Here is an 18,575-nt window from a genome sequence, read left to right on the forward strand (position 1 = left end):
GCTCACCCCACCTCCGCGACCAGGGTGGCGTCGCCCGCGTTGACGAGCCGCACGGTCAGGAACCGCAGCGGCGCCGACGGGGCCACCCGGAGTTCCACGGTCAGCCGGTTCTCCCCCAGCCTGGCCGGGCCGCCGCCCACCGTGACCTGGTACGCCTCGTCCGGGGTCGCGCCGGCGAAGGCTCCCCCGGCGAGGAGGCGGGCGAGGATCTCCTCGAATCGCCGCCGCACGGCCCGGCACAGCACCTGGTCGTTCGGCTCGAAGGCGAACGACCAGGTGCTGTGCCGGTGGGCGATCCTGCGCAGCAGGGAGAGCAGGCGGCGCGTCCCCAGGCGGCCGAGGTCCGGGTCCGCCGACAACGTGGCCGCCGACAGCCAGAGGAAGCCGCGCGGCTCGCGCCGGACGGTGTTCACCCGGCCGTCCTGGAGTCTCAGGTACGTCCGCGGGTCGAGCGCGGGCCGCAGCGCCACCACGCCGGCCAGGGGACTGTTCGCCGGGGCCGTCCAGCAGCCGCGGGTCGCGGCGGTGTTCGCCAGGACCCCGGCCGCCGCGCCGTCCGGGGGGACCGTGTCGCCGCCGCCGGTCATGGTCCACGGGTGGTACAGCGCGCCGAAGCCAAGGGTTCGCTCGTCGCCGAGCGCGGCCCGGAGCCGGGCGGCGTGCGCGGCCGCCTCGTCGGCGCCCGCGCCGTACGGGGCGGCGAGCACGGCCAGCATGTCGCCGCGGGCGGCGCACATCCGCACGACCGCGGCCTGGACCGCGAGCAACGCATCGGCCGTGGCGCCGGGGTCACGGGTCCAGCCCTCATCCGGTACGGCCTGCGAGGCGTCGGCCACCCCGGAGGCAGGCGCCCCCGGCGGGATCGCGGGCGAGGGCCGCGGCGCCGGGGCGAGGTCGTGGAAGCCGGGCCCGCGGTCGTGGGCGCAGTCGTCCGGCTCGGGCTCGGGCGCGGACGGCGGCGGAGCGGGAGGCGGCGGCGGTTTCGGGTGCGCCCGCCGCCAGGGGGTCTGCGCGGCGTCGGGCACGGCGACCAGGGTGACCTCGTCGATCCCGAGCAGGGCGTGCGCCCCGGTCAGCGGCCGGGGGCGTTCGCTCTGGTCCCGCAGGTGATCGGCGGTGGCGAGCAGCGTGGCGGTTCCGACGTCGGCCAGGTCCGGGTCGAGGAAGAGGGCGGCCTCGAACGCGGCGAGCCGCTCGCGTACCGGCTCCGGGCCGGGCGGGCTCGCGGGCGCGGGCTCCCCGGCTCCCGCGACCCGGACCACCCAGCAGCGGCGCCCGCCGTTGCGGAAGAAGGTCTCGACCGCCGCCGCCAGGTACCCCGTCACCCGCTCCCCCGACGCCACGTCGCGGAAGAGCGTCACGGGGCCGCCGAAGACCTCCGTGAACCGGGCCGGGTCCGGCACGGCCACCGGCGTACCGATCGGCCCTGTCTCGGCGAAGCCGACGAAACCGGCGATGTCCATGCGAGGGAGGACGTCGTCCGGCGGCGGGGACCACGGCTCGAAGACGATCCCCGGCAGTCGGCGCTGGACGGTGGCCACGGCGGCGTCACTCCATCTCCAGGCGTTCGTACGCCAGGGTCAGTTCCTCCATGGCCACGTCGGTGCCCTTGGCGTTGAACGGGCCGCTGACGTGCTTGATGATTCTGGCCCGCTTGAGCCGCCAGGTCTGCACGGCCTGGCCGTGGCTCTCGTCCCAGAGTTCGATGGTCACGTCCTTGTACGCGGCCTGATCGCCGTTGCGGATGGCGTGCAGCCACTCGTAGAGGTTGAGCGAGCCGATGACGCCGCGTTTCATGGTGACGTCGGTGGCCTTGTTCAGCCCGGTGATCTTCTGGACGCTGTTCTCCCTGGAGTTGCCGTTGCGGTACTCCGCGACTGTCACCTCCATGCCGACGTTGCTGACCTCCTGGAAGCCGCCGACGGGAACCCGCTCGTTGCCGTCGTTCAGGTTGACGACGAAGTTGAACTGCACGTAGGGGCGTTCGCGCTGGACGGCCATGTCAGCTCCTGCGGTCCGAGGTCCACTGACCGATGCGGAAGATCACGTACTCGGCGGGACGCAGCGGCGCCACGCCGATCAGGCACACCAGACGGCCGTTGTCCAGGTCGTTCTGGGTCATCGTGGTGCGGTCGCACCTGACGAAGAACGCCTTCTCCGGGCGGTCACCGAGCAGGGCGCCCATCTGCCACTCGTTGAAGAGGAAGTCCTCGATGGTGCGGCGGACGTTCACCCACAGCGCCTCCCCGTTGGGCTCGAACACCGCCCACTGGGTGCCCCGGTCGATCGAATGCTCCAGGTAGGCGAAGTAGCGGCGCACGTTGACGTACTTCCACTCGGGGTCGGAGCTCGCGGTCCTGGCGCCCCACAGCCGGTGGCCGCGGCCGGGGAAGGAGCGGAAGCAATTGATCCCCTCGGGGTTCAGCACGTCCTGCTGCGCCTTGTTCAGCGTCTTCTCGAACCCGATGGCGAGCGTGACGACCTCGTTCGCGGGAGCCTTGTAGACGGCGCGCTGGATGTCGTTGCGTGCGTAGATCCCGGTGACGAACCCGCTGGGCGGCAACTGGATCTCCTGCTGGGTCACCGGGTCGAGCACGGTCACCCAGGGGTAGTAGAAGGCCGCGCGGGTGGAGTCCACGGCCGCGCGCATCTCCCGCACCTGCGCGATCGTCATGTCCTCGCCGGAGTCGAGCACGGCGATGCGGTACCGCATCCGGTCGCAGTGGGCGATCAGGCTCTGGGCGATGGTGGCCGCGTCCCGCCCGTACGTCGTGGTGTAGCCGAAGCTGGACCCGGGTGCCGCCACGATGGAGATGTCCTCGATGTCCTCGAAGGCCACCAGGCCGAACTTGTCGTCGCTCGCGTCGACGCGGCCCTCGTAGTCGCCGGCCGTGGGCCGCATGCCGTCGCTCCCGCCGGTCAGCGCGACCTCGACGGACCGCGCGTCGTCCGTGCCGTCCGCGCCCAAGGCGGCCTCGAGGCCGGCTTTCGCGCCGAACAGCAGGTTCAGCAGGTGCAGACCGTTGGCGACCTCGCTCTCCCGTGCCAGGACGATGGGCAGTCGCAGCGCATCCGCCCGATTGGCCGGGCGCTCGGCGAAGCGGTCGAAGACCGAGTCGGGCGCGCCCGCCCGGGCGTGCCGGGGATCGAGGGGAAGGTCCGGCCAGACGACCGGCAGGGCGTCCGGATCCGGGGGCAGGTCGGTCACGGTCACCGTGATCAGCCGGACGCGGTGCACCGCGCCAAGCGAGGAAAGGCTCAGCGTTCTTCCGTCGCCGTCCACGAACTCCCACCCGTCGTCTCCCCGTTTGGCCAGGTGGTACTTCGTCTCACCTGGCGAGGGCGGGCTGGCGGGCTGCGGCGAACCGTCAGGGGCGGGCGGAACGTCGGGCTCCGGCGGAACGTCAGGCTCGGGCGGAACGTCAGGCTCGGGCGGTACGTCAGGCTCGGACCGGGGGTGGGAGATGGCGACCACGTCGTGGTCGAGCAGTCCGCGCACCTGAGCCGCGCCATCAGCCGTCACGAGCAGGTTCGGCCCGCGCCGCAGCGTGAACCGGACACGGCGTTCGCCGGCCGCGCCGGGGAACCTGGCCTTGACGGCGACGGCCATGCGGTCGGCGCCCAGTGAGAAGGCGGCCCGGCCGTCCTTCCCCTGCGGCGCCCGGAAGACCCGCTTGACGTACAGCCGTGAGCCGCCGTTCTCGAAGAACGCACGGACCGCGTGCCACATGTAGTTGTCCATCGGCTTCGAGGCGTCGCCGCTCTCGGAGGTGAAGACGAGCGGTTGCCGGTCCCCGTAGATCCGCTCGAAGTCGAGCAGGCTGGTGATCACCTCGAGATCGCCGGTCACCGGCCCGTACCGGGTGGGGCCGACGAAGCCGGTGGTCGTGGTGCCGACGCCCTCGATGGACTTGCTTCGGAACGACACCTCCTCGACGTAGACGCCGGGGGCCAAGTACTCAGGCATGGAGCCTCCCAGGGTGCGGTGCCAGCAGCAGTACCGAGCGGCCCGCGGTCGTCAAGGTGAGCTCTCTCCCGTAGCGCAGCGAGGCCGAGGAGAGGGTGGTGGACTCGTCGGCGAGCAGGCGGGCGGGCAACTGGTCGAGTACGTCGCAGATGTCCGGCGACGCGGAGGGCGCGGCCACCGGGCCGGCCGGGCTGCCGGGCTCCCGGCCGTAACGTGCCAGCAGGTCGAGTCGCCAGGTCTGGCCGGAGAGCGGGACGAGGCCGGGGCCGGCCGGGGAGGGAGCGGGGATCGGCGGCTCAGGGTACGCGAACAGCACGCAGACCTGCCCGTCGGCGTCCGCCACGCCCAGTGCCGTCGGCCCGCCGGGCGGGCGTACTTCGAGCGTGGCCCAGGAGGCGGGTTCGCCCGTGGTCGACCGCAGGTGGGCGCGCACGACGGCCGCTCCGGCGGGGACGGGGCGGGTCGGGGCGGCGAAGACCGGCACATTCGGCGGGCCGGGAAGGTCGGGCGGACTCGGCGGTGAGCCGAGCCCGCCGCAGGGAAGGGTGAACAGCCCGGTGAAGGGAAGCGTCGCCTCGAAAGAGAACGGGAGATAGTGGCCGTCCGGGTCGCTGACCTCGACCCGATGGCGACGAGCCGGGCCGTCCTCCTCGGGCAATGTGTGCAGCGCGTACGTCCCGGCACGGGTCGGCGACGCGGTGACGACGCGCCCTCCGGTCGACGGCCGGAGCCGGACCAGGAACCGGGCGTCGGCGGGACCCGCGGTCACCGGATCCCAGAACCGAACGCCGAAGCGCGCGCGGCGGACGATCGTTTCGAGCGCGGTCACGCCGGAACCACCCCGAACCGAAGATCGCGTGTCTGAACCGGCGGCGGCTCGGCCGGGCGCACCGTCGACTCGATCTCCACGACGCGGGCGACATACGCGGCGGAAGGCTGCTGGTTGGCCCTTGCCACCTCCCAGATGTCGAAGACGTCCTGCCTGGTGAGGTTCTCCCAGATGAGCTCCACGGTCTCGGACGGCCGGAAGACCGGCTCGGGCGCGTGCGCGTTGAGCACGCCGGCGGGCAGCGTGGCGGTGTCCTGCAGCACCCGGACGCTCCAGCCGAGCAGGCGCTGCTGGGTGGAGGCGTCCTTCGCCCAGGCCGTCAGCAGGTAGTGCAGGTCCAGGGGCACCGGCGGCGGCAGACGCCGGCCCTGCTCGTCGGTCCGCCCGAGGGCGTTGCGCCGGCTCGTGTTGACCGTGATGTGGTACAGGTACAGCGACACGCCGAGCCGGTCGGCCTGCGGACGTTGCAGGTCGCTGGAGGTGTAGACCGAGAAGGCGGCCGACGCGAAGCCGGGTTCCCCGGCCGCCGCCGACTCCAGCAGCCCGAGGATGGCCTGGCTCGTGGCCGCGATGCCCGCGTACCCCGCCATGTCAGCCGGTCTCCCCACCGGCGGCGGCACCGCGTATCACGGCCAGCAGCGACTCGGGACCCAGCTCGCCCAGCGGGACGCGGTACGGCAGCATCTCGAACAGGATCGTCTGGCTGCCGTCGGAGCTGATTTCCAGGATGCGGGTCCGGCAGCGTTCCCGGAGAAGTTCGACGACCTCGCTCTCGGGCATCTGCTCGGCGCCGAGAATGACGACGTCCGGCCCTGCCTTGGCCATTTCCGGCATTACCGGGCGTACGTCCGGAACCTCGGCGATGATCATAATGTCCTGCTCGTTCTCCATGATCCGCCGCACTATCTCGCGCAGTATTGTCGGCATTCCGGCCAGCAGTACGCGCGTGGGGGTCACAGAATCCCGCCCTTTTCCTTCGGCATCTCGTACCGAATTTTTTCCCGGCGGGGACGGCCCGACAATGGATCGGAAGATTCATAAGCGACTCATCCGGCCACGGCCCGTTTCCTGGATCCGCAATCGGATCCGGCGGGTGGATCCGGGACCGGTTCTCCGGCGGGATAGCCGGATCCATTACCTGGATCGATTACCTGGATCCAGCGGATCTACAGATGTGCCGCCAGCTTGGCGGCCATGTCGGCTCGCCGCTCCACATTGAGCTTCCGCAGGATGTTGTGCACGTGGTTCTTGACCGTGGGCAGGGCGATGTGCAGCGACCTGGCGATCTCCTTGTTCGACAACCCCTGCCGGATGAGGTCGGCGATCTCGTGCTCCCGGCTGGTCAGCACCCCGCTGCGGACCGGTTGCGGCGCCTCGCCGACGGACAGGTCGGCGAGGCGCCGCATCAAGCACGCGGTGACGTGCGGGGGGCACACGACCTCGCCGCGGGCGGCACGTTCCACGGTCGCGACAAGATCCGAAATCGTCCCGTCGATGGTTACATATCCAGACATGCCGGATTCAGCCCATCTGATGATGTCCTGGGCGTCCTCCGAAACGGCCAGCGCGACGACCTTCATTCCCGGCGCCGCACCGCGTATCCGGCGGGCGGCGGGAGGGCCGTCGGCCACGCCCAAATCAAGGAGCAGGATGTCCGGACGCAGTCCTTCGACCTTATTGAGCGCCTCGTCGAGTTCGGCCGCGCTGCCCACGACCGAAATTGATGCCCTGTCGGCCAGCGATTGCGCGAGGCCCTCCCGGTACAGTCGTACCTTCGCGAGGATAAACACACGAACCACGCTTCAATCAAACACGGGGCGACTCGACCGGCAAGCATGTGTTCCGGTAATAAAACGATAGGCGGCGGCTATGCGTTTCCCCTCGGCCCTGTGCGCGTGGCGAGGCGGCCACATGCGCCCCGCTCTGGCACAGGGCCGGGTCGGGACAGGGGTTCCGATCGAGCCCGGCGGGCTCGCCGTGGCGGCGGGCGGGCTCCCCCGGCGGCCCGTGCGGGCTCAGAGGCCGTCGCGCTGGTGGCGCCTTTCCCAGAATTCCCGGAACCCTTGCTCCAGCATTTTCATCGTCTGGGGCGAGCGGAGCAGTTCCTCGATGTGGTCGCCGTTCTGGACGGCCTTCTCGCACACCATCATCCAGGAACGCCCCAGCGCCCAGGTCAGCGAGCTCGCGGTCGCCGCGTTGATGGCGCCGCCGATGACCGTTCCCGCGCCCGGGATGAGCTTGAGCAGGCTGCCCGCGATGGAGACGCCCACCTCGGTGACGACTCCCTGGAGGAACGTCGCGAGCACGCCGCTGACCGTGCTGAACTGCGCGCCCAGGCCGTACGCCGCGGAGACCCGCGCGATCATCTGAATCTCGTTGGGCACGAGGAGCAGGGCGTCGGAGAACGGGATGGGGCTGGCGCCGATCCCGGCCGCCGCGGCCGCCGAGCCGTTGACTATCCGCAGGGCCTTCTCCCTTTTCCGGGACAGATCGATCCGCTGGGCGGCGACGAGGGCCGACCGGGCGGCCTCCGGGACGATGTCGACGGTCGCGGCCAGCAGTTCGTCCAGGCCGTGCACCAACGGGAAGAACTCGTCGGCCTGCGCGTTGGTGAAGAAGACCCGCCCGGCGGGCGAGAGCGGCAGGTGGCGGTCCTGGATGCTTCTTGCGAACTCCTGCGTCTTCAGGTCGGGGCGGCCGTTCACCAGGGGCGTCTGGGTCAGCACCAGCATCACCGGAAGCCCCAGGCCCGCCAGATGGCGGATGACCTCCTCCTGGCCCTCCTCCAGCCGCCGGTCCATGGCGCGGATCGCGTACCAGACGGCGTGGATGTAGTCGTCCACGTCGCCCGCGCGCGTCGTGGCGACCTGCTTGGCCACCTCGTCGAGGAGCTGCTTGCGCGACTCGCCCATCTCGAATCCGCGCGAGTCGTAGACGCGCAGGATGCCGTCCGGCCTGCTGTACGGCGTCAGCCGCCTGGTCACGGGGACGCCCACGCCCGTCTCGGCGAGATCCTCGCCGAAGACCGCGTTGACCAGGGTGGACTTGCCCACGCCCACCTTGCCGAAGATCGCGAGATTGAACCTGCCCAGTCCGGCTAGGGCGTCCTCGAACTCCTTTCTCACCTGCTCTTCCATGCTCTCGCCGACGATGCGCGGCGGCCCGTCGATCGTCGGCAACGGAAGGGTCGGAGCCGGCCGCTCCCCCGGCGCGACGAACGAGAACACGAAGCCGTCGCCCGACGCCGCGGCCGCCGTCGCGCGCAGCTCGCCGGTGACCGCTCGCGCCCCGTACATCGTGATCTCCACGGGGGACTCCGGTCGGGGGCCGTCCAGCAGCCCGGTCACCGGCACGGACAGGTCCTCCTCGGCGCCGGGGTCGTGGTCGACGCGGATGTCCACCCGCAGGTCCGCCGTGGACAGCGTCAGCGCCGGATCCGCGAGCGCGCGCGTGGTGAGCAGGAAACGCAGCAGCGGGAGGACGGCCGTGAACCTCCCGCGGGCCAGGCGGGCGGCCGGGTGGCCGTAGGCGAGGAGGGCCTCCTCGGTGAATTGGGCGAGACGGGCACACGTCTGCTCCACCGAGCGCATCGGACCGGCCGTCACCGATCGGGTCACCTTCACTTCGCCGTTCCCTTCTCCCGGTAGCTCTCCTGGTAGCTTTCGACGTACATTCCTCCGCTGCGCTCCAGTTCGGCCTCGGCGAGGGCCACCTGCTCGACCGCCTCGCGGAGATGGGCGGACCGCACCACGCTCCCGCCGCCGGCCAGCGTCGCCGCGATCACCAGCAGGTGGCGCAGCGCCCGCCCGGACAGCCCCTCGGTGGCGTCGAGCACCCGCGACCACTCCTCGGAGCCGCCGTCCTCCGCCTCGGCGAGCAGGTCGCTGACGTCGAAGGCGATCGCCATCTTCCGTACCGCGTCGGCGAGGATCAGGGACCGGTGCTCGCGGCTCGGCAGCGGGATCTCCAGCACGAAGTCGGCCCGCTCCCGCACGGCGCGGTCGATCAGCCGGGGAATGTTGGTGGTGAACACGAGGATGACGTTCGGGCTCTCCCGCGCGCAGCGGTCCAGGGACTCCAGGAACGCGGTCACCTGGTAGAGCGCGTCCAGCGGGTTGGCCTCCATGTTGATGTCGGCGCGGTTGGACGCCAGCGTCTCCACCTCGTCGACCAGCACGAACAGCGGCAGGCCGGACGAGGCCAGCTCGGCGATCCGGTCGAAGGCCGCCAGCACGTTCTTCTGCCCCTCGCCCCGGATGCCGCTGAACAGCGCGTGGGTGTTGATGTGGACGAAGCCGGTCGTCTCCCGCTCCGCCTCACCCCACACCGCGGGCAGCCCTCGGGCGAGGCTCGTCTTCCCGCAGCCGGGAGGCCCGTACAGGAGCACGGCGCGGCGCAGGGCCAGGGCGGTGGGCGGCACCTTCTCCAGGCGCCGCAGCGTGCTGGCGTAGCGGAGCAGCGTCGTCTTGATGTGCTCCGGGACGATCACCGCCCGCCAGCCGTCGGTGAATTCGCCGGCGGCGCCGGGGAAGCGATGGACGTCGAAGAATTTGTGACGCTCAACAGGGGGCATCTGTCACGTCTTTCTCACGGCGATACGGGTCAGATCCCCGGGCGGGCGGAGGCCGCCGCCAGGTCTCCCAAATCGATTTCGGTCGCGTCCGCGGCGAGGCCGTTGAGCAGTCCGTCCGCGATGCGCTCGGTCAGGAATTCCCGCCGCGCGAGCTCCGGATGATTCTCCCTGATTCGGTCCTCCGCCTGCGCGCAGAGAACGGCGAGATCGTCGGAGTCGGGGAGTTCGACGGTGTAGGAGGATTCCGAGATGCTGTACTTGACGATCATTACCTGCTCCGGGGGTTCCGATTTCGTCCGGCGACGGCCGCGCCGCCGCGCGGGACCGGGCGGTCAATACCAGACGGACATGTCGGAGGAGGCGGCCGGCGTCTCGATGACGTTCTTGAGGTCGCGTCGTTTGAGGTGGTCCACGCTCTGGAGCTCGGTCGGCGCCCACCCCTTCACCGGAGCCGCGCCCGCGGAGGTGGACACCACCACGCGGTACCGGCACCCGGTGAGCCTCCCCGCCCCGCTGATCGCGGCCCTGACCTCGTCGATGGCCGTGTGGTAGGTCTCCTTGCCGGTCTCGGAGTACGCGATGCCGAGGTCGATCCGGCTCGCCACCCGGCCGCTGGCGGGGTCGAAGATCTCGAGGTAGGCCGCCTCAAGCTGGCGGAGCGTCAGCCAGGTGCGCAGGCCGGCCTCGACCGTCTGCTGGTTTTGCGCGTACTCGCTCGGATCCAGGCCGACGGCCTGGATCGCCTCGTAGAAAACCCGGTTTATCTCATTTGCCAGGTATGTGTACGAACGAGCCTTCACATTCACCGACGTGCGAAGGCGAACACCTGCCACGGACACCTGCCCACCCCTTCCGTCCCGCGATAAATGCGAACGCCCGATTTCGTCGGCAGCGCGCCGGCGACCCGGGAGATCCGTGCTTCAGCCTGTCCGGTCGGGGTGGTTCACCGCATGTCCTCCGTTCGGCTATCAGCCGAACGGGAATAGGAGCGGGTGGCGATCAGGAGGCCGATTCGGGATCGGCGGCGAATGAACGATATTCGCGGACTTCGTGCGCCTGGATCAGGCCGTCTTCGATGGCGCGGGCCAGCAGCGCCTCCTTGCTCGGCGCCGGGCGGCCCATTTTTGCATATTTCACCCGAACCCGGTCAATGTACTGGCGGACCGTCGCCTCGGTGATCCCCATGCGCCGCGCCACCGACTCCTTCGACATGCACTGGAACCACAGCAGCAGCGCCTCCCGCTCGCGCTCGGAGAGCCGCGGGCGCTGCGGGCGGGTGTCGGACAGGTACGCCCCCGCCATGATGGGCGGGACGGACGGCCGGTCGGTCGCGGCGGCCACGATCGTGTCCACGCAGTACCGTTCGTTCTCGCTCTTGGCGATGAAGGTGGAGGCTCCGGCGTCCAGCACGGCCAGGATCGTGTCCGGGTCCTCGTGCGCGGAGTAGACGACGACGCGCCGGCCCTCGGCGCACAGCTCGGCGATGCGGTCGATCACCATCACCTCGTTCAGTTCGAGGTCGAGCAGCAGGACGTCCGCCGTCGCGCCCGGCCCCCGCAGGACGGATTCGATGGTCGCGCCGCCGGCCACCAGCGCCACCCGCTGCAGCGGATCACGTTCGAGCCAGGAGCGGATCCCGTCGATGACGATCGGGTGATCGTCCACCACGGCCACCGTCACCTGTCCGGCCAGCGGCTCTCGATCCACAGCACGTCTCCTTCCCGATGCTCGGTGATCCGCACGCCCTCGATCCGGCGTACCGGGAAGTCGTCGGCGTCGGCGACCACGCTGACCGCCACCTCGCCGTCGCCCCCGAAGATCGTGACGCGCGCCTCGCTTCGGGCCCTGCTCAACGCCTCCAGCGGGGCCTCGGTGAGGGCGCGGCGGACGTCGAGGGGAAGGTCCGGCACGGTGCCGCGGGGCAGCAGGGACACCACGACGCCGCGGCGCTCGGCGTCGTAGGCGCAGGCGCGCAGCGCGTGCACGAGCGGGTCGGGCACGTCGTCGGTCTCGGCGATCAGCCGGCGCAGCCGCGCCGCCCCGGTCGCGCACGCGCGGCGCAGGGCCGGGTCGGCGGGGTCGCCCCCGTCCGCCAGCGCGGTGAGCAGCTCGGCGGCGGCCTTGCGCACCTGGGCGTACCGGTTGAGCCGGTCGGCGTGCACCTCCTCGGCGACCTGCCGCGCCGCGTCGGCCTTCGCGCGGGCGGCCGACAGCTCCGCCGCCCGCCTGGCCGCCGAGGCGCCGGCGTGCGCCGCCACGCTGTAGCCGAGCTGCAGCGTGACGCTGCCCACGAGCACCATGAGGAACCTGGCGAACGAGATCCGGTCGAGCACCCCGTTCAGCGCCATGCCGGTCAGCATGACGGCCCCGTTGAGGGCCAGGAAGACGATCAGCTCGTGCGGGCCGCGGCGCCACCAGAACAGCAGGACGCCGAGCCAGCCGATGGCCCCCCAGGGCCAGTCGCCGGGCCCGAGCACCTCGCCGGGAGGGCAGGCGGCGACCACGATCACGTCCAAGGCCGGCGCGGCGGCCGCGAAGCCCCACACGCCGGGGAGGGTCCGCCTGGTACGAAGCAGCGCGTAGGCGCCCGCCGCGCCGATGACGACGTAGGCGAGCCAGGCGGCCGCCACGGCGGCGGGCCAGCGGTAGACGGACCAGTTCGCGATCATGGCGGTCAGGTCGTACCCGACGTGCCAGGAGACGGCGATCACCAGCGCGGCGACGATGCCGCCGCGTTCGAACCGCCCGGCGACGTAGGCCGCCGGATCCGGGGTCGCCTTGCTCACTTCGGTCATGGGGGCCACGGGGGTCATGGGTGTCCCAGGGGTGCTGGGGTCAAGGGGGTCACCGTCGCCATTTGAGCGTCACGCGGGTGCCGTCCGGGCCGGAGGCGACCTCCGCGTCGCCGCCCACCCCTCGCATTCTCCCCTCGATCGACTCGCGCAGGCCATATCTGTGCGACGGTACGCCGGCGGGGTCGAAGCCGCATCCCTCGTCGATCGCCTCGACGACGACCTCGCCGTGGGCGACCGTCATCAGCAGCGACGCCGTGTCCACCCCGGCGTGCCGGGCCACGTTGGCCAGCGCCTCGGCCGCGGCGCCGGCGAACGCCTCGCCGACCTCCCACGGCACCGTGCATCGCGCGAGCGCGGCCTTGATCCGCAGGGGGTCGCCGCGCGCGATCAGGGCGCGCAGCCGCTCGTCGAGGGCCACCGGCCCGGACGGCGGCTCGGCGGCGGCCGCCATGCGCTCCAGTTCCGCGAGGTCGGCCGCCGCCCGGTCGCGCAGCACCAGCGAGGTCGCCTCGATGCCGCCGTTGCCGATGACGGTGAGCGTGGCCAGGGCGGTGTCGTGCAGGCGGCGGTTCTGCTCGCGTTCGTCGGCGCGACGTTCCCGCCGTACGATCTCGGCCTGCTGGACGTCCCGGAGCCGGGCCAGCTCGGCGTCGGCCAGGCCGGACTGTTTGCGCAGCAGCGTGATCAGCGTGGCGGTCGCGGTGATCTGCACCAGGTGGATCCCCGTGGTCACCAAGCCGTCGGCGGCGCCGCCGAGCTGCGCGCCGACCAGGTACGCCGCCGCCACGACGCCCCCGGCCGGCACGCCGAGATGCGGCCTCCAGGTGAGGTTGGCGCAGACGATGCTCATGCTGGTCAGCGCGGCGACCCAGCTCGCCCCGCCCGGGGCCGCGTCCTTCGACACCAGGTGCCCCTGCGCGAGGCACAGCGCGACGGTGACGGCGATGTCGCAGATCATCGGCCAGGAGGCCAGTCGGCGGTGGCGCAGCGCCGCCCAGACGAACGCCGCCGTCCAGGCGAGCTGCACCGCGATCGCCGGGCCCAGCCAGGCGAAGGACACCGGCGGCGCGGCGGCCAGCAGTCCGGCGGCCGCGGCGACCACTCCGACGACCCCGCGCATCGCTCCGCCGCAGTATGCGGTGATCCGATCCAGTTCCGAACCCGCGGGATTGCGGTGGTTCATTGGAAATAGCCGCCAACTGAATTCCATGCGGTGCCCATCCGCGTACGAGGCGTATGCCCAGCGTGGGGCTCATCCTACGGCCCGCGACATGGGCTGTTCCAGCGATGACGGCATGGATCCCGACTGGAATACAGTTCGGCGGATTCAAAGGATCCATCACTCATATCACCACCTTGGCAAACCGTGCTTTTCCTATGCCCTTTCAGCATGCGCGAGCCCTCCGGCTCGCCACCCGGCATCGTTCGGCCGTCAGGCGAGGAGAGTGCTCACCCACCAGCGGCTACCAGGCACCGAGTCCGCCTGATCAAACCACCCTGTAGCTCCCATTAGGCGAGAAACCGACGCGCGTAAGCCACCCTCGGCCACGCACTCGCCCGCGTTCGTCGCCCCTCTCCGGAACGGCGCGAGACTTCTCATGGATCACCCGGCGAAACATGATGCTTTCGGGCAGGAAGCTTCGCGGAAAGGTGGTCGCCATGTCCGAATCGGTGCCCGTCGCCAAATGAAGACTGCGCCGCGGCGAGGACGGGCTGCGGATGTCCCGGCACCGGGCCATGGGGACGGAGTCCTTCACCTGGGCGAACCTGATGCGCGCACCCCTCGCCGCGGCGCAGGTGCACGTGCTCTATTTCCCTTCACGTTTCCAACTACCCGTCGACACCGTGGTCACCGAGACCCTGAAGATATTTCGGCGCGAACACGTCGACGAGAACGAGCGTGGATTTCCGGGAGGATCGGCCACCATTTCGCTGTGGTGGCGCAGGGCAAGGTCGCGTCACAAGCCGCTCTCATCGGCCTTACCGCCCGGCGGGTCCGGTCACGGGCCGACGCTGCGGCCACGGCGAGCATCGCCACGTCCCGTCGTCGCAGGTGACGGTGAGGGGGCGGGCATGCGGCAACGGATGCCCCCAGACGTCGTTCGCCGTGAGGTTGCGGCACAGGCCGAGCAGTCCCACCGTCATGGTTCCGACGTGGCCGACGATGGCGGCCGCGCCGCCCTCGTGAGCCGCCGCGATGTCCGTCACGGCGGCCTCGAAGCGCTGACGCACCTCCAGGCCGCTATCTCCGCCGGGCAAGCGCGCGTCCAGCCGCTCCTCCAGCACCCATTGCCGGAGCACGGCGAGGCACTGGTCGTCGCCGGCCGGTATGGGCTGTCCCTCGAGTTCGCCGATGTCGTACTCCAGCAGGCGCGACGTGCGGTGGACCGGGACGCGCAGCACGTCCGCCAGACTCTCCGCCGTCTCCACGGCGCGACGCGCCGTGCTCGCGTACACCGCGGAGACGCCGCAGCCGGTCAGGTGGTCCGCCCGCCGCGGCCGCCTGAAGCCGCCCATCAGGGCTGAGGCCGAGACCGGGCGGGCGGCTGGTATAGACCCGGGCCACGTTGTCCAGCGACTCTCCATGGCGCAGAAACACCAAGGTGGTCGGTGCCGGCGGGCTCGGCGTCAATCTCGGCTCCCCACGAATCTCATCTCTCTGTTTTGATCCGGTGAGGTCATCATGCCCCGGCCACGGCACCGGAGCGCAGCAGCCTGCTCAGGGCGCCGCCGGTGGCGATGAGGGCGTCCCAGGTGCCCTCCTCGACGATGCGGCCGTCCTCCAGGACGGCGATGTGGTGCGCGCGGCGGATGGTGGCCGGGCGGTGCGCGATGACGATCGTGGTGGAGTTCCGGCTCGCGAGCAGGCGGGCGAGTTCGGCGTCGCCGACGGTGTCCAGGTGTGCGGTGGCCTCGTCGAGGATCAGCACCCTCGGGTCGGCGAGCAGGGCGCGGGCGAGTGCGACGCGGGCCCGCTGGCCGCCGGAGAGGGTGGCGCCGCGTTCCCCGACGATGCTGTCCAGGCCGTCGGGCAGGGTGGCGGCGATGCGGTCGACGCCGCACCGCCGGATGACGCGGTGCAGCAGGTCGTCGTCGGCGTCGGGGGCGGCGAGCCGCAGGTTGTCCCGCAGCGTGCCGTGGAACAGGGAGGCGTCCTGGCCGACGAGCGCGACGGCGGAACGCAGGTCCTCGTCGGCGAGGTCGCGCAGGTCGACGGCGTCTTCGGGGGTGAGGAGGCGTACGGTGCCGTCGGCCGGGTCCCAGAAGCGGGCCAGCAGGTGGGCCAGTGTGGTCTTGCCGGCTCCGGAGGCTCCGACGACGGCGACGGTACGGCCCGGCGGAATGGTGAGGTTCACGCCGCGCAGCACGGGCGCGTCCCCGTACGAGAAGTGGACGTCGCGCAGCCGGACGCCCACCGGGCCGCCGGGAAGCGGGACCGGCCGGGCCGGGGGCGGCGCGGTCGGCGCGGCGTCGATCGCGGCCCGCACCCGCGCGGCGGCGGCGCGCAGGCTCCCGGCCTGGCGCAGGGCGTCGGCGCCCGCGGCCACCGGCGCGAGAACGGACACGGCCAGGGCCGGCGCGGCCGCGGCCCACGCGCCGGGCGGGCCGTCGCCCGCCGCCCCGAGCGCGGCGACCACGGCGATCAGGGCCACCGTCACGAGGATGTCCTGCACGGCGAGGAAGGCGCCGTCGTGCCGGGCCTCGGCGCGCTGGGCGAGCGCGAGCCGGTGACCGGCGGCGGCCAGCCGCCCACGGCGGCGGTCGAGGGCGTTGTGGGCGAGGAGTTCGCGGATGCCGTCCACGGTGTCCACGGCGTCGGCCGAGAGCCGGGCCGTGGCCGTCCTGACGGCCTCCCCGCGGACGGTACGGCCGCGGTCGCCGAGCAGCGGGTGCGCGATCAGGGCGGCGGCGACGGGCAGGACGGCGAGCGCGAGCCAGGGGTCGATCACGGCGAGCACGGCCGTCCCGGCGGCGTAGACCACGCCGGAGGCGAGCATTTGCACGGTGGTGTGCGCGTAGAAGAACTCGAGGGTCTCGATGTCGTTCATCGCGGTCGCCGCGAGGTCGCCGCTGCGGCGACCGGCGATGCGGGCCGGGGCGCTGCGGGCCAGGCCGTCGTAAACGCGCACCCGCAGCTCGGCGAGGACCCGATAGGCCAGGTCGTGGGACAGGTCCATCTGCCGCCATGTGGCGACCGCCCGTACCAGCACCAGGCCGCCGAGCCCGGCGACGGCGGCGGGACCGGGCGCGGCGCCGTCGATGACGGCCCGTGCGACGGTGTACGCCAGCCACGTGACCAGGGCGACGAGCGCCGCCTGGTCGATCAGGCAGGCGGCGAACGTACGGACGACCATACGGCGGTGCGGCCGCAGCGCCGGGAGCAGCCCGCGCAGGACGCGCCGGCCGGTCGGCTCGCTGTTCATGGATCTCCTCGACGGGGTCAAGCGCGCAGGTCGGCGGCGGTCAGCGCGGCGTAGGTGCCGCCCGCGCCCACCAGGTCCCGGTGATCGCCGACGGCGTCGACGCGGCCGCGGTCCAGCACCACGATCCGGTCCGCGTCCCGGACGGCGGCCAGGCGGTGCGCGATGACCAGGCAGGTCCGGCCGTACGCGGCGCTGCGCAGGCTGCGGGTGATCTCCTGCTCGCGATGCTCGTCCACCGCGCTGGTGGCCTCGTCCAGGATCAGGACCGGAGCGTCGCAGAGCAGGGCGCGGGCGAGGGCCAGGCGTTGCCGCTGGCCGCCGGAGAGGGTGGCGCCGCGCTCGCCCAGCACGGTCGCGTAACCGCCGGGCAGCGCGGCGATCTCGTCATGGATCCCGGCGTCGCGGCAGGCGGCGACGAGCTGCCCGTCGGTGGCCTCGGGTGCGGCCAGCCGCAGGTTGTCGGCGATGGAGCCGGCGAACAGGTACACGTCCTGGGAGACGACGGCCACGGTACGGCGCAGCGCGGCCAGGGACAGTTCGCGGACGTCCACCCCGTCGAGCGACACCGTGCCCGCGTCGGGATCGTGATGCCGCTGCAGGAGCGCCAGCAGGGTGGACTTGCCCGCGCCCGACGGCCCCACCAGGGCGGTCGTACGGCCCGCCGGGCATTCGAAGCCGACGCCGTCGAGGGCCGGGCGGTCGGCGCCGGGGTAGGTGAAACGAATCCCGGTGAACGACACGGTGGGCGCCGACGGCCACGAGGGCGCGAGCGTGCCGGTGTCGGGCACGGCGGGCCGGGCGGTGCGCAGCTCGGCGATGCCGTCCGCGGCGGAGATCCCCACATATCCGGCGTGCCATTCCCTGGACAGGTCCCGCAGCGGGCGGAAGCATTCGGCGGCGAGCATCAGCAGCAGGTACGACTCGGCTCCGGTGGCGCCGCCGGTGGCGGCCGACACGCAGGCCAGCAGGACCGCGGCGAGCGTGCCCGCCTGGATGGCGAGGTCGGTCAGGGCGGTGTCGACCAGCGAGACCCGGAGCTTGGCCACGATCGCGCGATGCAACCGGCGCGATCGGTCCTCCAGGGCATCCCGCTTGCGGCGGACGGCCCCGGCGGCGCGCAGGGTGGGCATCTGCTGAAGCGCTTCCAGATAGTCGGCGGACAGGTCCTCGTAGCTGTCCCAGTGCCGCCTGCCCCGCTCCGCCAGCGCGCGGTCCCACAGCCGGGGAACGAACAGCGCCAGCACGACGGCCGCGGTGAGGACGGCCGCCGCCCCCATGTGCAGGACGGCGATCCACGCCAGGAGCGCGGGTGTGGCCAGGCACACCACGGCGAACTGCGGCAGGTATCGCGACAGGTAGGCGTTGACGCCCTCCACGCCGTCCACGACCGTCGCGCGCAGCGCCCCGGCGCGGGCGGCGGTGCCGTACGCGGGACCGAGACGGCCGAGCTGGACGAGCAGTTCGTCACGCAGCCCGTTCCTGATCTCGGCCCCGGCGTCCGCCGCGACCGGTCGCTGCAGGCGGATGAGGAACACGCGCAGCACCAGCACGGCGGCCACCGCGGCGAGCAGCGCGGCCGACCGGTCGGCACGCCCGCCGGTGATGTCGGCGAGCGCGAAGGCGAGCAGCGCGGCCTGTGCGATGTGCGCGGCCGTGACCGCGGTGAGCAGCGCGGTGGCGCGCACCAGCGGGGCGGGGGCCGTGCGGGCCGCGCGCAGCAGTTCGGGATGCAGCATCATCGGCGGTCACTCCGGGACGGAAAAGAAGCCGGAAGCGGCACGGGAACCGTACGGACCGCACCCGGCAACTCGGGACGCAGCATCATCGGCGGTCACTCCGGGACGGAAAAGAAGCCGGAAGCGGCACGGGAACCGTACGGACCGCACCCGGCAGCTCGGGACGCAGCATCATCGACGCTCACCCCGAGACGGAAAAGAAGCCACAAGCGGCACGGGAACCGTACGGACCGCACCCGGCAACTCGGGAC

17 protein-coding genes are annotated in these 18,575 nt (G+C 71.9%); all 17 read right to left on the bottom strand.

Features of this window, described 5'->3' with window-relative positions; translation table 11 throughout:
• Nucleotides 1–2: 2 nt before the first annotated feature.
• A complete protein-coding gene (locus AB0K60_RS13305; RefSeq protein ID WP_364052763.1) occupies nucleotides 3–1,541 on the bottom strand; it encodes a hypothetical protein in 1,539 nt (512 codons plus the stop codon).
• Nucleotides 1,542–1,548: 7 nt separating this feature from the next.
• Nucleotides 1,549–2,001: a phage tail protein gene (locus AB0K60_RS13310; RefSeq protein WP_364052766.1), complete on the bottom strand. Its 453-nt coding sequence runs from the start codon at nucleotides 1,999–2,001 to the stop codon at nucleotides 1,549–1,551.
• A 1-nt stretch (nucleotide 2,002) separates the two neighbouring features.
• Nucleotides 2,003–3,967: a phage tail sheath subtilisin-like domain-containing protein gene (locus AB0K60_RS13315; RefSeq protein ID WP_364052769.1), complete on the bottom strand. Its 1,965-nt coding sequence runs from the start codon at nucleotides 3,965–3,967 to the stop codon at nucleotides 2,003–2,005.
• The gene (locus tag AB0K60_RS13320) at nucleotides 3,960–4,796 is read right to left on the bottom strand and encodes a hypothetical protein (RefSeq protein WP_364052772.1); all 837 of its coding nucleotides are present in this window, start codon (nucleotides 4,794–4,796) and stop codon (nucleotides 3,960–3,962) included. The genes AB0K60_RS13315 and AB0K60_RS13320 overlap by 8 nt, the downstream gene beginning before the upstream one ends.
• A complete protein-coding gene (locus AB0K60_RS13325; RefSeq protein ID WP_364052775.1) occupies nucleotides 4,793–5,386 on the bottom strand; it encodes a DUF4255 domain-containing protein in 594 nt (197 codons plus the stop codon). Before AB0K60_RS13325 ends, AB0K60_RS13320 begins: the two co-directional genes overlap by 4 nt.
• Nucleotide 5,387: 1 nt before the next feature.
• Nucleotides 5,388–5,753, bottom strand: coding sequence for a hypothetical protein (locus tag AB0K60_RS13330; protein WP_364052778.1), 366 nt, complete (start codon nucleotides 5,751–5,753; stop codon nucleotides 5,388–5,390).
• Between the two features lie 209 nt (nucleotides 5,754–5,962).
• The gene (locus tag AB0K60_RS13335; protein WP_364052781.1) at nucleotides 5,963–6,595 is read right to left on the bottom strand and encodes a response regulator transcription factor; all 633 of its coding nucleotides are present in this window, start codon (nucleotides 6,593–6,595) and stop codon (nucleotides 5,963–5,965) included.
• A 216-nt stretch (nucleotides 6,596–6,811) separates the two neighbouring features.
• Nucleotides 6,812–8,419: a DUF697 domain-containing protein gene (locus tag AB0K60_RS13340; protein WP_364052784.1), complete on the bottom strand. Its 1,608-nt coding sequence runs from the start codon at nucleotides 8,417–8,419 to the stop codon at nucleotides 6,812–6,814.
• The gene (locus AB0K60_RS13345; protein ID WP_364052787.1) at nucleotides 8,416–9,369 is read right to left on the bottom strand and encodes an AAA family ATPase; all 954 of its coding nucleotides are present in this window, start codon (nucleotides 9,367–9,369) and stop codon (nucleotides 8,416–8,418) included. Before AB0K60_RS13345 ends, AB0K60_RS13340 begins: the two co-directional genes overlap by 4 nt.
• 29 nt (nucleotides 9,370–9,398) lie before the next feature.
• Nucleotides 9,399–9,638: a hypothetical protein gene (locus tag AB0K60_RS13350; protein WP_364052790.1), complete on the bottom strand. Its 240-nt coding sequence runs from the start codon at nucleotides 9,636–9,638 to the stop codon at nucleotides 9,399–9,401.
• Between the two features lie 63 nt (nucleotides 9,639–9,701).
• Nucleotides 9,702–10,169 carry a hypothetical protein gene (locus AB0K60_RS13355; RefSeq protein WP_364052793.1) on the bottom strand — a complete coding sequence of 156 codons (468 nt, stop codon included), beginning with the start codon at nucleotides 10,167–10,169 and terminating at the stop codon, nucleotides 9,702–9,704.
• A 199-nt stretch (nucleotides 10,170–10,368) separates the two neighbouring features.
• The gene (locus tag AB0K60_RS13360) at nucleotides 10,369–11,076 is read right to left on the bottom strand and encodes a response regulator transcription factor (RefSeq protein ID WP_364052796.1); all 708 of its coding nucleotides are present in this window, start codon (nucleotides 11,074–11,076) and stop codon (nucleotides 10,369–10,371) included.
• Complete coding sequence (locus AB0K60_RS13365) at nucleotides 11,046–12,164, bottom strand: hypothetical protein (RefSeq protein ID WP_364052799.1); 1,119 nt, start codon at nucleotides 12,162–12,164, stop codon at nucleotides 11,046–11,048. Before AB0K60_RS13365 ends, AB0K60_RS13360 begins: the two co-directional genes overlap by 31 nt.
• 49 nt (nucleotides 12,165–12,213) lie before the next feature.
• Nucleotides 12,214–13,284, bottom strand: coding sequence for a hypothetical protein (locus AB0K60_RS13370; RefSeq protein WP_364052802.1), 1,071 nt, complete (start codon nucleotides 13,282–13,284; stop codon nucleotides 12,214–12,216).
• A gap of 860 nt (nucleotides 13,285–14,144) precedes the next feature.
• Nucleotides 14,145–14,681 carry a histidine phosphatase family protein gene (locus tag AB0K60_RS13375; protein ID WP_364052805.1) on the bottom strand — a complete coding sequence of 179 codons (537 nt, stop codon included), beginning with the start codon at nucleotides 14,679–14,681 and terminating at the stop codon, nucleotides 14,145–14,147.
• A 164-nt stretch (nucleotides 14,682–14,845) separates the two neighbouring features.
• The gene (locus tag AB0K60_RS13380; protein WP_364052808.1) at nucleotides 14,846–16,588 is read right to left on the bottom strand and encodes an ABC transporter ATP-binding protein; all 1,743 of its coding nucleotides are present in this window, start codon (nucleotides 16,586–16,588) and stop codon (nucleotides 14,846–14,848) included.
• 17 nt (nucleotides 16,589–16,605) lie between these two features.
• Nucleotides 16,606–18,327: an ATP-binding cassette domain-containing protein gene (locus tag AB0K60_RS13385; protein ID WP_364052811.1), complete on the bottom strand. Its 1,722-nt coding sequence runs from the start codon at nucleotides 18,325–18,327 to the stop codon at nucleotides 16,606–16,608.
• Nucleotides 18,328–18,575 lie beyond the last annotated feature (248 nt).

The sequence above is a fragment of the Thermopolyspora sp. NPDC052614 genome, from assembly GCF_040678635.1.
Classification (GTDB): Bacteria; Actinomycetota; Actinomycetes; order Streptosporangiales; family Streptosporangiaceae; genus Thermopolyspora.